This is a genomic window from Bacillus sp. FSL R7-0685 (genome assembly GCF_038002425.1).
Taxonomy (GTDB): domain Bacteria; phylum Bacillota; class Bacilli; order Bacillales; family Bacillaceae; genus Bacillus; species Bacillus subtilis.
On record NZ_JBBOCN010000001.1, the window covers coordinates 3,907,265 to 3,921,186 of the forward strand.

The following is a 13,922-nucleotide window of genomic DNA, read 5'->3' on the forward strand; positions in this document are numbered from 1 at the left end:
TATCCTCCTCTTATTACTTCTTTAATGGTTCTGAAGGCACTATATGCGCTCCGTCTTTTCCGTAATGAATCATTCCTCTAGTAGTTTCAATGTATTCACCAGTATCACGATCATAGTATTTTCCAATTGGTTTACCAAAGTCTACTCTTTCTTTTTTACCGTTTGGTAGTAGTTGACCTTTTCCTGCAAACTTATCAAGCAATTCCTGTGCTGTTTTATTATCACCATAGAAAATACTCTTGTTTTTACCATTTGCTATTTCTTGTTTGTAATTTGGCGTATTAGGAATATGTTTCTCTTGAGCACCTGGCTTTACTTTTACTGGGAATCCATGTACTTCTCTGTAAGGTCCTTTAGGTACTGACTTCTTTCCATAAGAAGGTACACCATTACCCGTATCCTTAGCAACGTTTTTAACTTCCGAAGCCTTCTTAGCCTTTTTCCCATCATTAATAAGTTTATTAATATCTATTAACTTTTCTAACTTAGCTATTTTGGCAAATGGTACTGAGTTTATGGAGGCAACAACACGGTCTTTCCCTGTGACTTTTTCGCCTGATACCGGATCTCTGCCCGTGGCTGCCTTAAAAAGATCATACACGCCGGTAAGTTCTACAGCTGTCTCTAAAATTTTCACTGAAATCAGTTTTTATATGTTCTCTATGTTCACTCGTATTATACACTTTACCATTGATAACGATGATATTTTTACTTACCTTTTTAGAATCACCCGTTTTGACAACTGAATCCACTTTAGACTTTTCATTCTCGGCTAATTTCTTCAACATCATCTCCATCGGAGAATCATCCGCCTGCTTCATTTGCGGGTTAATGGCGCCGAAGGTTTGGTTGATGTTTTCTTCCTCCTGCGATTTCAAGATGGAGCCGCTTTTGTAGCCTGTGATTTCAATTTTCGGACCGGTGTACATGGTTTCAAGCTGGTCTATATATTTTTTCATCGTTTGAAAATCTGATTTTGCGGTTTCTAGTGCTTGGGTTTGCTGGCCGTCAAATCGAAAGAGCTTATTCAGGGTGTCCGAAATCAGTCGCTCAGCCTGTTCTGTTTCCATCCGAAAAAAGGAATCATTGACTGTCGGCAGGCTGACGATGTGATCAATGGCTGATGTCTGGCGATTCACTGCGTCTGTGAGCTGTTCTGTCACTTCTCGTGCATGCTTGACCCCGTGTCTTGCATCGTGTGAGAGAAAAGCCTCTGCAATCATGCCATGGGAGTCAGATTCTACAGAGGAAATCGCATGCTGTGTTTGTTTCAGCACTTTTTTGTATTCGTCGATAAACATGCCAAAGAAAAGGAGAAAAGGCTTGTGGCACTCCTCGTAAAAGGTCCGGATGGCATCTCCGCCTTTTCCTTTCAGCGCATCCTTCATGCCTGCCAGATGCTCAACGCTTTTTTCCAGCTTCTCCAGCTGTTGCTTTTGCTTGTCCAGTTTCTCAATTGTATGCTGAATGCCCTCGTGAAGAGCGTGGACATCTAATGTTTTCAATCCCTTGTCCGCCCGCGCTTTATTTCATGGAAGATGATATGTTTTCGTCCGTTTCCTTCATGGCGTTTACCGCGCTTTCCGTTTGTGCGATATGCTTGGCCAGAACAGACGCATATGCTTCAGTGAGCTCTTTGATGTCCTTATTTAATTGCTCGATGGACTTCACAACATTCAAATGGTTTCTGCCTGAGAGATGGCCGGGTAAGGAGGACTTGAGTTCAGCTGAATTCTTGAGCAGCGGAAGTTTAAACTTATACAAGTCTTTGAATATTGCCTCACGATATAATAACGAGTAAAATAACGCTAAGTGTTAAAATAACATTAAAAATAGTCGAATTGGAGATTTAGAGTCATGAATGAAAGAAAAGAAAGACAAAGCTTATACCTAAATCAGGAGCTAGCTGATAACCTTTTATTTTTAAGCAAAAAGACTAATGTATCAATGAATGGCTTAACCAATTTAGCAATATCAAAACTATTATTAGAAATGGGTCTAACGAACATTGACCTGGAAACCGAAAAAACAATTGAACCAATTAAAGAAACTAAATACTGCAAATTATTAAATCAAGTCACGGTAAAGTCTGGACCTTATATTTGCGCCATAGAAAAAATTATTATAAAAGAAACTGAAGAAGAAGAAATTAGGTTCGCATATTACAAAAAATCCAAAAATAACGCATTAAGACTAATAAACCGCCCATTAGACATTGATGAAGAAACATTACTATCTTTATTTATAAAAGCAGTAATAGAAAATATATTTGGAGAAGAGTTCAAAAGGAAACTGAAATCAATTTTATAGTTTATATTAATTGTTGTTGATCTTAGATAGACGAATATTGGGAGAAGTGAAAATTATGAAATTAATTGCAGTAGATTTATTCTGTGGTGTCGGGGGCTTGACACACGGTGTTCAAAAAACAGGAATTAACGTAGCAGCAGGCATTGACATTGATGAAACTTGTAAGTATTCTTTTGAATTTAATAATAATAGTACTTTCATAAATAAGAGCGTGTCGGAAATAACTTCTAAAGAACTATTAAGTTTTTACGGAGAAGATACTGACACTATTAAAGTTTTAATGGGTTGTGCCCCATGCCAACCCTTTTCAACATATACTAGAAAAAAAAATAAAGAGAATACTGATAGTAGATGGGGTTTACTTTATTCATTTGCTAGTCTAATTGAACAGATAAAACCAGAGATTGTTTCTATGGAAAATGTACCTTCTATTACAAAAGAGACAGTTTTTAAAGATTTTGTTGAAAACTTAGAGAATCAAGGTTACTTTGTACATTGGAAAGTCGTTTTTTGTCCTGATTATGGTGTACCACAAAATCGCAAACGCCTCATTTTGCTAGCCTCAAAAATAGGAAAAATATCATTAATACCCCCTACCCACACAAAGGAAAATTATGTTACAGTAAAAGATGTAATTGGAAATTTACCTGAAATTGAGGCTGGTGAAGTACATAAAAACGACAGTCTGCATAGAAGTAGTAAGCTATCTGAGAAAAACTTGCTAAGAATCCAACAATCTAAACCAGGAGGTACTTGGAGAGATTGGGATAAAGAACTCATATCAAGTTGTCATAAAAAGAAATCTGGAAGTAGTTATGGCTCAGTTTACGGTCGAATGGAATGGACTAAACCATCGCCTACAATTACTACACAATTTTATGGATATGGTAACGGTCGGTTTGGACATCCAGTTCAAAACCGAGCTATTTCTTTAAGAGAAGGGGCCTTACTTCAAACATTTCCAAAGGAATATATATTCAATAATCCTGAGCAAGAAATAAGCCTAAAAAAAACTGGTACTCATATTGGTAATGCAGTCCCTGTAAGATTAGGGGAGGTTATAGGTATGAGTATAATCAACAGTATAAAGGAGTCTAAGTATGACTGCTCAAAAGTATAAAATGACTATGAATTTAAATGTCCTTCAGCATTTAGGGTTGAATTTATATAGTAATATTCCTGCTGTATTATCAGAAGTAGTTTCAAATGCATGGGATGCAGATTCCTCACAGGTAGAAATAACTATAGAATCTAACGAAATAACAATAGTAGATAATGGTTGTGGTATGACGAGTGATGATATAAATGATAAGTACTTAAATGTTGGATATCAAAAAAGAGAACAGGGGTCCCCAATAACTGAAAAGTATAAAAGACCTGTAATGGGAAGAAAGGGCATTGGCAAACTCTCCTTATTTTCGATTGCTAATGTTATTGAAGTTTATAGCTGTAAAGATGGTATCAAGAGTGGCTTAGTTATTTCTAGTATTGAGTTAAAAGATAAAATAAAAAATGGAGAAGTTGAGTATTATCCAAAAGAAATTGAAGAGAGTAATGAATTTTTAGAGAGCGAAGGAACTAAAATTATATTAAAAGATCTAAAAAAAAGAACTTCAAACACAGTACCATTTTTAAGAAAAAGGTTAGCAAGAAGATTTAGTGTAATTGGATCAGAGTACTATTTTAAAGTCTTGATCAATGGTGAACCAATTTCAGTTGAAGACAGAGAATATTTCCACAAGCTTCAATATTTATGGGTTTATGACGAAAAAGACCTCTCAAAATATAGCAAACTTTCTCCGAACCTTGAAGATGAACCGAAGTTAAGAAACGGAAATATTAATAATACTGATTTATATGTTAAAGGCTGGATTGGAGCTGTTGAAAAGGCTGGCGATTTAAACGAGAACAAAGAAAATCTAAATAAAATCGGAATAATGGTTAGAGGTAAGCTTGCTCAAGAAGATATACTCATTAACTTTTCAGAAGGTGGTTTATATACAAAATACTTGATCGGGGAAATTCATGCCGATTTTTTAGATACTGATGATGAAGAGGACATCGCTACTAGCAGTAGACAAAGTATTATTGAGGATGACGATAGATATATTAAGCTTAAAGAATTTATACATTCAGAATTAAAGTATATAGCAAAAGCATGGAATGAGAATAGAAAAGAACGTGGAACTGAGGAAGCATTGAGCATTCCTTCAATTAAAGATTGGTTTAATGAACTTTCCAGATCTCACAAAACAAAAGCAAAATCGCTTTTCGGAAAGATAAATCAATTATCTTTGGATCCAATATCAAAAAAAGACCTTTTTAAACATAGTGTATTAGCATTTGAGAGTTTTAAGATAAAAGAAAACTTAGATGAATTTGACAAAGTAACACCAGAAAACTTAAGTCAGTTGACCGAATTAATGGCTAATTTTGATGATATTGAAGCTACCCTTTACCACCAAATTATAACGGAGCGTTTGAAAGTTATTAATTTATTATTAAAGAAAGTAGATCAAAACGACTTAGAAAAAGTGCTTCAAGAATATATCTTTGATCATTTATGGCTACTAGACCCCTCTTGGGACAGAGCAACTGAAACACCTTTAATGGAGAAAAGATTTACTAGTATTTTTGAAGACTCTTCGACAGCTCTTAATGCAGAAGAGGCAAAAGGGCGTTTCGATATTAAATACAAAAAAACATCTGGAAAACATATTATTATTGAATTAAAACGAGCAAGTGTAAAGACAAATACCACGACACTTCTGTCACAAGTACAAAAATACAGTAAATCCATGAAGAAAATCCTTCGTCAAATAGATTCGAATGAGCCGTACGAAATTATATGCCTGCTTGGTCAAGAGCTTACAGACTGGGAAGATGAAGAAGATAGAGAAAATACTAAAACAAACCTAAAAACAGCTAATGCTAGAATAGTAATGTATGAGGAATTAATACAAAATGCTCAAATAATGTATAGTGATTTCCTCGAACAAAACAAAAAAGCAGGAAGAATATCACGGCTTATTAGCAGTATAGACATGGACTTATAATCTACCCTTTATTATTTCTTTAAGGTTGTGATGGTCAACAATCCACTTTGTTTCTCCTTCAAAACTTGCACCATCACACCTTGATATAATAGGTCTATTCCCAAATGCCTTTGCATAACCAACAATAAAGTATTCAGTTGTTGTATCAATCTTAGGAAGTCCTCCTCCCAAAATTGGATAACCTTTTGACCTATTAACCGAATACTTTTTCACATCAATACCTCCTTTTTAGAAATAACATTTATACGTTTATTTTCTATTCTGTTAATAACTAATATGACCTATCTGCATTCGATATTCGGATTTTAACCATTTAAAGCCCAAAGTATACACTTATTTGACGTTTTCATTTCAAATGCTAAATCAACAGAAACAGTTTAGTTTATTAAATGTTTAATTTTTGCTTTATATACAATGCATAATGTCTAAATATAAATAGCTGTCGAATCAATTCGACAGCCCAAAAAGTTAAAATTAGAAGGTGTTCCCTTTCCCCCATACAGCCTCACCGCTGCCATTCAACACACTAAACGTCATGACGTTCTTCTCTCTCACCGAATCCCACTGGCGTAAAAATACCCCGTTATACTTCTTGCCTGCTAACGTGATATCGGCGGTGTTTTTTCCGGTTTTCTGCCATGTTCCGGTCATTTCCCCGGAAATGGTGTGGTTTTTGTTGAGCTGGATGTTGATGGTTTGTTTGATGTCGGCTGAGATGTCTTTTCCGTGCTGGATAAGTTTGTATGTTCCTGTGATGTCTTTTTGTTTTACTTCTTTCAATGTTTCGCCCGCATAACGATATGGTGCTGCTACCGGCCAGCCGTCTTTGTTCATGAACAATTGGTGGACTCTGACTTCGTGTTCTTCACCCCTGCCCGGGAAGCGGGTGTGGAAGATTAAATAGGAACGCCCGGTTTTCTGGTCATAGTATGCGGAGTTGTGGCCTGGTGAGACGTACCCGGTGCCTTTTTCATTTTCTGTTTCAAAAGTGTAGCTGCCCATAAGTTTGACCCCGTATGGTTCGATGGAACGGTCGTCGAAGAATGTGCCTTCTTTACCGCGGACGTCGAGCATTGGATTGCCTTCTGCATCATAGTAAGGGCCGTCTGGTTTCTTGGAGCGGGCCACACGGATGTTGTAGCCGCCTGTTGCATCGAGACCGCCATATGATAGGTATAAGTAGTAGTATTGGGTGTCTGGATTATAGAGAACATACGGGCCTTCGATTCTGCTGTGGTTGCCGCCGAGCAGTTTTTTTCCGTATCCCTGCCCAGGAAGCGGGAAGCCCGTTTTTGGATTCATTTCAAGAATGAAAATGCCGCCTGAGTATGATCCGTACACCATCCACAGCTTTCCGTCTTTATCAAAGAAGGTATGCGGGTCGACGACATTCGGATGTTTGGTTGCGTCATACGGTGTTCCATCGCTGCTTGTGCCTTCCATTCCTGATTTCAAAAAGATGCCTTTGTTTTTGTATGGCCCTTCGATGTTGTCAGCGACGGCAACACCCATGGCTGACCTAGGCGAGTCGCCGCGGCAGGCGTTGTAGTACATGTAGTATTTGCCGTCCGCCAGCTGCGTGACGTCAGCCGCCCAAAGAGTGTCGGATTGGGCCCATTCGAAGGTTTCTTTTAATTCTTCATAGACATTCGGAATCAGTGGGTTGTCATTGCTTACGCTGGTGGTCAGCTGCTGCCATTGCATGAGGTCATTCGTTTTTGCTGAAGCGAGATGAGATCCAAAAACATAAAAGGTGCCGTTTGTTTCAATGATGGAAGGGTCATGGACGCTGACTTCTTTAAATACAGGTTTTTGTGCATAGACGGAGTTTGGGAGGGTGAAGGCCATGATAAGAGCTGCAAGAAAACATACACGGAACAATCGGTTGAACATCTAAACAATTCGCCTCTCTTTTTTATTAAATTTTTAAGCGCTTACATTTCTCTATGAAGAAACACCGGCCTATTAAAACAGCCGAATGTTTTCATATTCAACAGATAGGTGATTTCTCACTGTTCTCTTACATTGTCAGACTGATGTCTGTTTGGCACAGAACTGCTGCTTGCATATCCTCTCCTTCATAGTTCAACTCTTTTGCTGTTTCTCCTTCTTTCATCACTCTGTTTTTCATTCGCGTACATGTAATAACTGCTTTGTCCGTTTTTGTAAAGGCGTCGACAGTGATACAGCCATTTCGTTTTCGGCGTTTTTTAAGATGATGCCTGATTGCCCGTCAACACCGGAGTCAGTTGGCTGACTCTTTAGAAAAATGCCTTGCGAAAAATACGACGTAGTAAACGCATATTGAGAGTAAGACAGCGGCCGCTTGCCTCCTGTCTGGATATCGTGTGCAATCGCTGAAAAAACCCATCCTGCTTTCTGCGTCACACTATTACAATACCAATCTAACTTGTTAAAGACTGTAAAAAACCTTTTGACTTCTGCTGCTGAACCAATTAATATAATACTCAGTTAATAGTTATCAGAATTTTTAGGAATTGAGTGATTCATATGACACTGCATAAAGAGCGTCGGATCGGCCGGCTGTCTGTTCTCCTGCTGCTGAATGAGGCGGAAGAAAGTACGCAGGTTGAGGAGCTGGAGCGAGACGGATGGAAGGTCTGTCTTGGCAAGGTAGGATCAATGGACGCGCATAAAGTAGTAGCCGCAATTGAAACCGCTTCCAAAAAGAGTGGTGTCATTCAATCTGAGGGTTATCGGGAGTCACATGCGCTTTATCATGCGACGATGGAGGCTTTGCATGGCGTGACCAGAGGTGAAATGCTGCTGGGATCGCTGCTTCGGACGGTGGGATTGAGGTTTGCCGTTTTGAGGGGAAATCCTTATGAAAGTGAAGCGGAAGGCGATTGGATCGCTGTCTCGCTTTACGGAACAATCGGGGCGCCGATTAAAGGTCTTGAGCATGAAACATTCGGCGTTGGAATTAATCACATATGAAACAGCCCATAGATCTTAGACGATAGGGGGCTATGCGTGAAAACAGAAGTTCACAGCATAGCTCCTTTTTGTATGGGCGCTTTACCAAAGTAAAGAAAAAGGAGTTGGGCTTATGGTGACTTTAGACGGTTCTTCATTGACAACAGCCGACGTCGCTCGTGTGCTGTTTGATTTTGAGGAGGCAGCGGCTTCTGAGGAAAGTATGGAGCGCGTGAAAAAAAGCAGAGCAGCAGTGGAACGGATTGTACGCGACGAAAAGACAATCTACGGCATCAACACCGGATTTGGCAAATTCAGCGATGTCCTGATTCAGAAAGAAGACTCGGCGGCGCTGCAGCTGAATTTAATCCTTTCTCATGCCTGCGGAGTCGGCGACCCTTTTCCTGAGTGTGTGTCCAGGGCAATGCTGCTTTTGCGCGCCAATGCGCTGTTAAAAGGCTTTTCCGGTGTACGCGCTGAGCTGATCGAGCAGTTGCTTGCTTTTTTAAATAAACGCGTCCATCCTGTCATCCCTCAGCAAGGATCACTTGGCGCAAGCGGAGATCTGGCGCCGCTTTCCCACTTGGCGCTTGCGCTGATCGGACAAGGAGAAGTCTTTTTTGAGGGGGAAAGAATGCCGGCAATGACAGGCTTGAAAAAAGCAGGTATTCAACCGGTAACGCTGACATCCAAGGAAGGGCTTGCCTTGATTAACGGGACTCAGGCCATGACTGCAATGGGGGTGGTCGCCTACATCGAAGCTGAGAAACTAGCCTATCAAACAGAACGAATTGCCAGCTTAACGATTGAGGGGTTGCAGGGAATTATCGATGCATTTGACGAGGATATTCACTTAGCCCGCGGCTATCAGGAGCAGATCGATGTCGCAGAACGAATTCGCTTTTATCTATCTGACAGCGGCCTGACAACCTCCCAGGGAGAACTGCGGGTACAGGATGCCTATTCATTGCGCTGTATTCCGCAAGTACACGGTGCGACTTGGCAGACACTAGGATATGTCAAAGAAAAATTAGAGATTGAAATGAACGCAGCTACAGACAATCCACTCATTTTCAATGACGGTGACAAAGTGATTTCCGGCGGAAACTTTCACGGACAGCCAATCGCCTTTGCCATGGATTTTCTGAAAATCGCAATATCAGAGCTTGCGAATATCGCAGAGCGTAGGATCGAACGACTTGTGAATCCGCAGCTGAATGACCTGCCGCCGTTCCTGAGCCCTCATCCCGGTCTGCAATCCGGTGCAATGATCATGCAGTACGCCGCGGCCTCACTCGTTTCTGAAAATAAAACACTGGCCCATCCTGCAAGTGTGGATTCCATTCCGTCATCCGCCAACCAAGAGGACCATGTCAGCATGGGAACCATCGCCGCTCGGCATGCTTATCAGGTGATCGCAAATACAAGGAGAGTCATTGCGATCGAAGCCATTTGCGCATTGCAGGCTGTTGAATACAGAGGCATAGAACATGCAGCGTCCTATACGAAACAGCTTTTTCAAGAAATGAGAAAAGTCGTGCCGTCCATTCAGCAGGATCGTGTTTTTTCCTATGACATTGAACGCTTGACTGACTGGCTGAAGAAAGAATCTTTAATACCTGATCATCAGAATAAAGAACTAAGGGGGATGAACATATGACTGATGTAAAAAAATCAATCCGTGCCAACAGAGGAACAGAGCTTGAATGCTTAGGATGGGAGCAAGAGGCAGTGCTTCGGATGCTTCGAAACAACCTTGATCCAGAAGTCGCCGAGAAGCCGGAGGACCTCATCGTATATGGCGGGATTGGCAAAGCCGCACGGGATTGGGACGCTTTTCACGCCATTGAGCATTCCTTGAAAACATTAAAAAATGATGAAACATTGCTCGTGCAATCCGGAAAGCCCGTTGGCATGTTCCGTACACACCCGCAGGCCCCTCGCGTGCTCCTAGCAAATTCTGTTCTTGTTCCGAAGTGGGCAGACTGGGAGCATTTCCACGAACTTGAGAAAAAAGGGTTAATGATGTACGGACAGATGACGGCTGGCAGCTGGATTTACATTGGCTCACAAGGCATATTGCAAGGAACCTATGAAACCTTTGCTGAGCTCGCGCGACAGCACTTCGGAGGCAGCTTAAAAGGAACATTGACGCTGACAGCGGGTCTCGGCGGAATGGGAGGCGCCCAGCCGCTGTCTGTCACGATGAATGAAGGCGTCGTTATTGCCGTCGAGGTTGACGAGAAACGCATCGACAAGCGGATCGAAACAAAATACTGCGATCGAAAAACAGCATCGATTGAGGAAGCCTTAGCTTGGGCTGAAGAGGCAAAGCTGGCAGGAAAACCTTTGTCCATTGCACTTCTCGGAAACGCAGCTGAGGTGCATCACACACTTTTGAACCGAGGCGTCAAAATTGATATTGTGACAGATCAGACATCTGCCCATGACCCTTTAATCGGTTATGTTCCCGAGGGCTATTCACTTGATGAAGCTGACCGTTTGCGTCAAGACAATCCAGAGCTTTACGTGCGCCTTGCGAAGCAAAGCATGAAAAAACATGTCGAAGCCATGCTGGCCTTTCAGCAAAAGGGCTCTATTGTATTTGACTACGGCAACAATATCCGGCAAGTCGCAAAGGATGAAGGGCTGGAGAATGCCTTCGATTTTCCGGGGTTTGTCCCTGCCTACATCCGCCCTTTATTCTGTGAAGGAAAAGGGCCGTTCCGCTGGGCGGCGCTTTCCGGAGATCCGGCAGATATTTACCGTACGGATGCGTTATTAAAAGAGCTGTTCCCGACAAATAAAGCCCTTCACCGCTGGATTGATATGGCACAGGAAAAAGTCACCTTCCAAGGCTTGCCGTCCCGTATTTGCTGGCTTGGATATGGAGAACGAAAAAAGATGGGCCTCGCCATTAACGAGCTGGTTAGAAGCGGGGAGCTAAAAGCGCCTGTCGTTATTGGGAGAGATCATTTGGACTGCGGGTCTGTCGCCTCTCCAAACCGGGAGACAGAAGCGATGAAGGACGGAAGTGACGCTGTTGGTGACTGGGCTGTGCTAAATGCGCTTGTCAACACGGCGGCGGGTGCAAGCTGGGTTTCTTTCCACCATGGCGGCGGCGTCGGAATGGGCTATTCCCTGCATGCCGGCATGGTTGCAGTGGCCGATGGAAGTGAGCTGGCTGACGAGCGGCTCGCGCGGGTCTTAACGAGCGACCCGGGAATGGGCATTATCCGTCATGCGGATGCGGGTTATGAACGTGCCGTTGAAGTAGCGAAGGAACAGGACATTATCGTGCCGATGCAAAAATAAAGGAGTGATGACATGCCAAAGCAAATTGATACGATTCTCATCAACATCGGTCAGCTTTTGACGATGGAAAGCAGCGGTCCGCGGGCAGGCAAAAGCATGCAGGATCTTCATGTGATCGAAGACGCTGTTGTCGGCATCCATGAACAGAAAATTGTGTTCGCCGGACAAAAAGGGGCTGAAGCCGGTTACGAGGCAGACGAAATCATTGACTGTTCGGGACGCCTTGTAACGCCCGGCCTCGTTGATCCGCACACCCATCTTGTATTTGGCGGATCTCGTGAAAAGGAGATGAACCTTAAGCTTCAGGGCATTTCATATTTGGATATTCTGGCGCAGGGCGGCGGGATTCTGTCTACAGTCAAGGATACCAGGGCGGCTTCAGAAGAAGAGCTGCTGCAAAAAGCCCATTTTCATCTGCAAAGAATGCTGTCCTACGGCACAACCACAGCAGAAGTGAAAAGCGGCTACGGCTTGGAAAAAGAGACAGAGCTCAAACAATTGCGTGTCGCAAAAAAACTGCATGAAAGCCAGCCTGTTGACCTTGTTTCCACATTTATGGGAGCCCATGCGATTCCTCCCGAATATCAAAACGATCCAGATGAATTTCTGGATCAAATGCTTTCCCTTTTGCCGGAAATCAAAGAGCAGGAGCTCGCCAGCTTTGCTGATATTTTTACAGAAACAGGCGTTTTTACAGTCAGCAAATCCCGCCGTTATTTACAAAAAGCAGCTGAGGCAGGCTTCGGATTAAAAATACACGCAGATGAAATCGATCCGCTTGGAGGAGCTGAATTAGCAGGTGAACTAAAGGCTGTCTCAGCCGACCATTTGGTAGGGGCATCGGACGAAGGCATAAAGAAATTGGCTGAGGCAGGAACGATCGCCGTCCTCTTGCCGGGCACGACATTTTATCTTGGCAAAAGCACATACGCCAGGGCAAGAGCTATGATTGATGAAGGGGTATGTGTCAGCTTGGCAACGGATTTTAACCCTGGCAGCTCGCCGACTGAAAATATCCAGCTGATCATGTCGATTGCCGCGCTTCATCTGAAGATGACTGCAGAAGAAATATGGCACGCGGTCACAGTCAATGCCGCATATGCCATAGGAAAAGGAGAAGAAGCCGGTCAGCTCAAAGCTGGCCGCTCAGCTGATCTTGTCATTTGGCAAGCCCCGAACTATATGTATATTCCGTATCACTACGGGGTCAATCATGTACATCAAGTCATGAAAAATGGAACAATTGTTGTCAACAGGGAGGGAGCCATTCTTGGATAAGTACCCTTTTCTCAGAGAGGCCGGATCTTCGTTTAAAGACCGGGATGTCACAAAAATGAGCGACCTGATCGCAACATGGGACGGCCAGGACATTAAGGGACCGGCGTTGATAGGTGTCCCCCTATCAAAATCCTCCATCAGTCATTCAGGCGCTTCCTTTGCACCCGGAACAATACGCCAGGCTCTGAAACATTCATCAGCCTATTCTGCTGAGCTTGGAGAGCACGTCGTATCAGAGCTTCTATATGACCTGGGGGATATCGATATTCATGTCACTGATATCGTAAAGTCACATCATCACATTTTCCAAACCATGCACGCTCTGCTTTCGGATCATCCGGATTGGGTGCCGCTCATACTTGGGGGAGATAACTCTATCAGCTACTCCACAATAAAAGCGATAGCACAAACAAAAGGAACGACAGCGGTGATTCAATTTGATGCCCATCACGATGTTCGCAATACGGAGGACGGGGGGCCGACAAACGGCACCCCCTTCCGCCGCCTTTTGGATGAAGAGATCATTGAAGGTCAACATTTGATCCAGCTGGGTATCAGAGAATTCAGCAACAGCCAGGCCTATGAAGCATATGCAAAAAAACATAACGTGAACATTCACACGATGGACATGATCCGGGAAAAAGGACTAATCCCAACGATAAAAGAGATTTTGCCTGTTGTTCAAGATAAAACAGATTTCATTTTTATATCTGTTGACATGGATGTCTTAGACCAGTCCCATGCACCCGGCTGTCCAGCGATTGGCCCGGGCGGCCTCTATACAGACGAATTGCTTGAAGCAGTCAAGTACATCGCACAACAGCCCAATGTTGCCGGGATTGAAATTGTTGAAGTCGACCCTACCCTCGATTTTCGAGATATGACAAGCAGAGCTGCAGCTCATGTTCTGTTACACGCATTAAAAGGAATGAAACTCTCCCCATTCAAGTGATCTTCTGGCAGGTTGTATTTTGGGTATAGGAAACTCATCTGCCTAATGAATGGCAGTTAAAAGGAGGGCGAGAC

The 13,922-nt window shown here is 42.8% G+C and carries 11 protein-coding genes and 2 pseudogenes; 8 read left to right on the forward strand and 5 right to left on the reverse strand.

The window, feature by feature from the left end:
• Nucleotides 1–13: 13 nt before the first annotated feature.
• A pseudogene (locus MKY50_RS20280) lies at nt 14–1,505 on the reverse strand (T7SS effector LXG polymorphic toxin).
• 19 nt (nt 1,506–1,524) lie between these two features.
• Nucleotides 1,525–1,776, reverse strand: coding sequence for a YwqI/YxiC family protein (locus tag MKY50_RS20285; protein ID WP_341117355.1), 252 nt, complete (start codon nt 1,774–1,776; stop codon nt 1,525–1,527).
• Between the two features lie 81 nt (nt 1,777–1,857).
• Here MKY50_RS20285 and MKY50_RS20290 point away from each other — a divergent pair, with 81 nt between their 5' ends.
• The 3 genes from MKY50_RS20290 to MKY50_RS20300 are packed head-to-tail and all read left to right on the forward strand — an operon-like array spanning nt 1,858 to nt 5,366.
• Nucleotides 1,858–2,310: a hypothetical protein gene (locus MKY50_RS20290; RefSeq protein WP_341117190.1), complete on the forward strand. Its 453-nt coding sequence runs from the start codon at nt 1,858–1,860 to the stop codon at nt 2,308–2,310.
• Between the two features lie 55 nt (nt 2,311–2,365).
• Nucleotides 2,366–3,430 carry a DNA cytosine methyltransferase gene (locus MKY50_RS20295; protein ID WP_341117191.1) on the forward strand — a complete coding sequence of 355 codons (1,065 nt, stop codon included), beginning with the start codon at nt 2,366–2,368 and terminating at the stop codon, nt 3,428–3,430.
• On the forward strand, nt 3,411–5,366 hold the full coding sequence (locus MKY50_RS20300; protein WP_341117192.1) for a BbrUII/HgiDII family restriction enzyme: 1,956 nt from the start codon (nt 3,411–3,413) through the stop codon (nt 5,364–5,366). The genes MKY50_RS20295 and MKY50_RS20300 overlap by 20 nt, the downstream gene beginning before the upstream one ends.
• Here MKY50_RS20300 and MKY50_RS20305 read toward each other — a convergent pair.
• The 3 genes and pseudogenes from MKY50_RS20305 to MKY50_RS21765 form a co-directional block, all read right to left on the reverse strand.
• Nucleotides 5,361–5,579, reverse strand: coding sequence for a hypothetical protein (locus tag MKY50_RS20305; protein WP_341117194.1), 219 nt, complete (start codon nt 5,577–5,579; stop codon nt 5,361–5,363). The genes MKY50_RS20300 and MKY50_RS20305 overlap by 6 nt on opposite strands.
• Nucleotides 5,580–5,840: 261 nt before the next feature.
• On the reverse strand, nt 5,841–7,259 hold the full coding sequence (gene abnB / locus MKY50_RS20310) for an arabinan endo-1,5-alpha-L-arabinosidase AbnB (protein WP_341117195.1): 1,419 nt from the start codon (nt 7,257–7,259) through the stop codon (nt 5,841–5,843).
• A 127-nt stretch (nt 7,260–7,386) separates the two neighbouring features.
• A pseudogene (locus tag MKY50_RS21765) lies at nt 7,387–7,559 on the reverse strand (hypothetical protein).
• A 318-nt stretch (nt 7,560–7,877) separates the two neighbouring features.
• On the opposite strand from MKY50_RS21765, the gene hutP reads away from it, so the two are divergent.
• The 5 genes from hutP to hutG all read left to right on the forward strand — a co-directional run bounded on the left by hutP (nt 7,878) and on the right by hutG (nt 13,848).
• Nucleotides 7,878–8,324 carry a hut operon transcriptional regulator HutP gene (gene hutP, locus MKY50_RS20320; RefSeq protein ID WP_003243875.1) on the forward strand — a complete coding sequence of 149 codons (447 nt, stop codon included), beginning with the start codon at nt 7,878–7,880 and terminating at the stop codon, nt 8,322–8,324.
• Nucleotides 8,325–8,436: 112 nt separating this feature from the next.
• Nucleotides 8,437–9,963: a histidine ammonia-lyase gene (hutH, locus tag MKY50_RS20325; RefSeq protein WP_003243255.1), complete on the forward strand. Its 1,527-nt coding sequence runs from the start codon at nt 8,437–8,439 to the stop codon at nt 9,961–9,963.
• Nucleotides 9,960–11,618 (forward strand): urocanate hydratase, encoded by a 1,659-nt coding sequence (hutU, locus tag MKY50_RS20330; RefSeq protein WP_032722751.1) that lies wholly within the window; start codon nt 9,960–9,962, stop codon nt 11,616–11,618. Before hutH ends, hutU begins: the two co-directional genes overlap by 4 nt.
• Before the next feature lie 12 nt (nt 11,619–11,630).
• Nucleotides 11,631–12,896, forward strand: coding sequence for an imidazolonepropionase (gene hutI, locus MKY50_RS20335; RefSeq protein ID WP_341117198.1), 1,266 nt, complete (start codon nt 11,631–11,633; stop codon nt 12,894–12,896).
• Nucleotides 12,889–13,848, forward strand: coding sequence for a formimidoylglutamase (hutG, locus tag MKY50_RS20340; RefSeq protein WP_003243908.1), 960 nt, complete (start codon nt 12,889–12,891; stop codon nt 13,846–13,848). The genes hutI and hutG overlap by 8 nt, the downstream gene beginning before the upstream one ends.
• Nucleotides 13,849–13,922 lie beyond the last annotated feature (74 nt).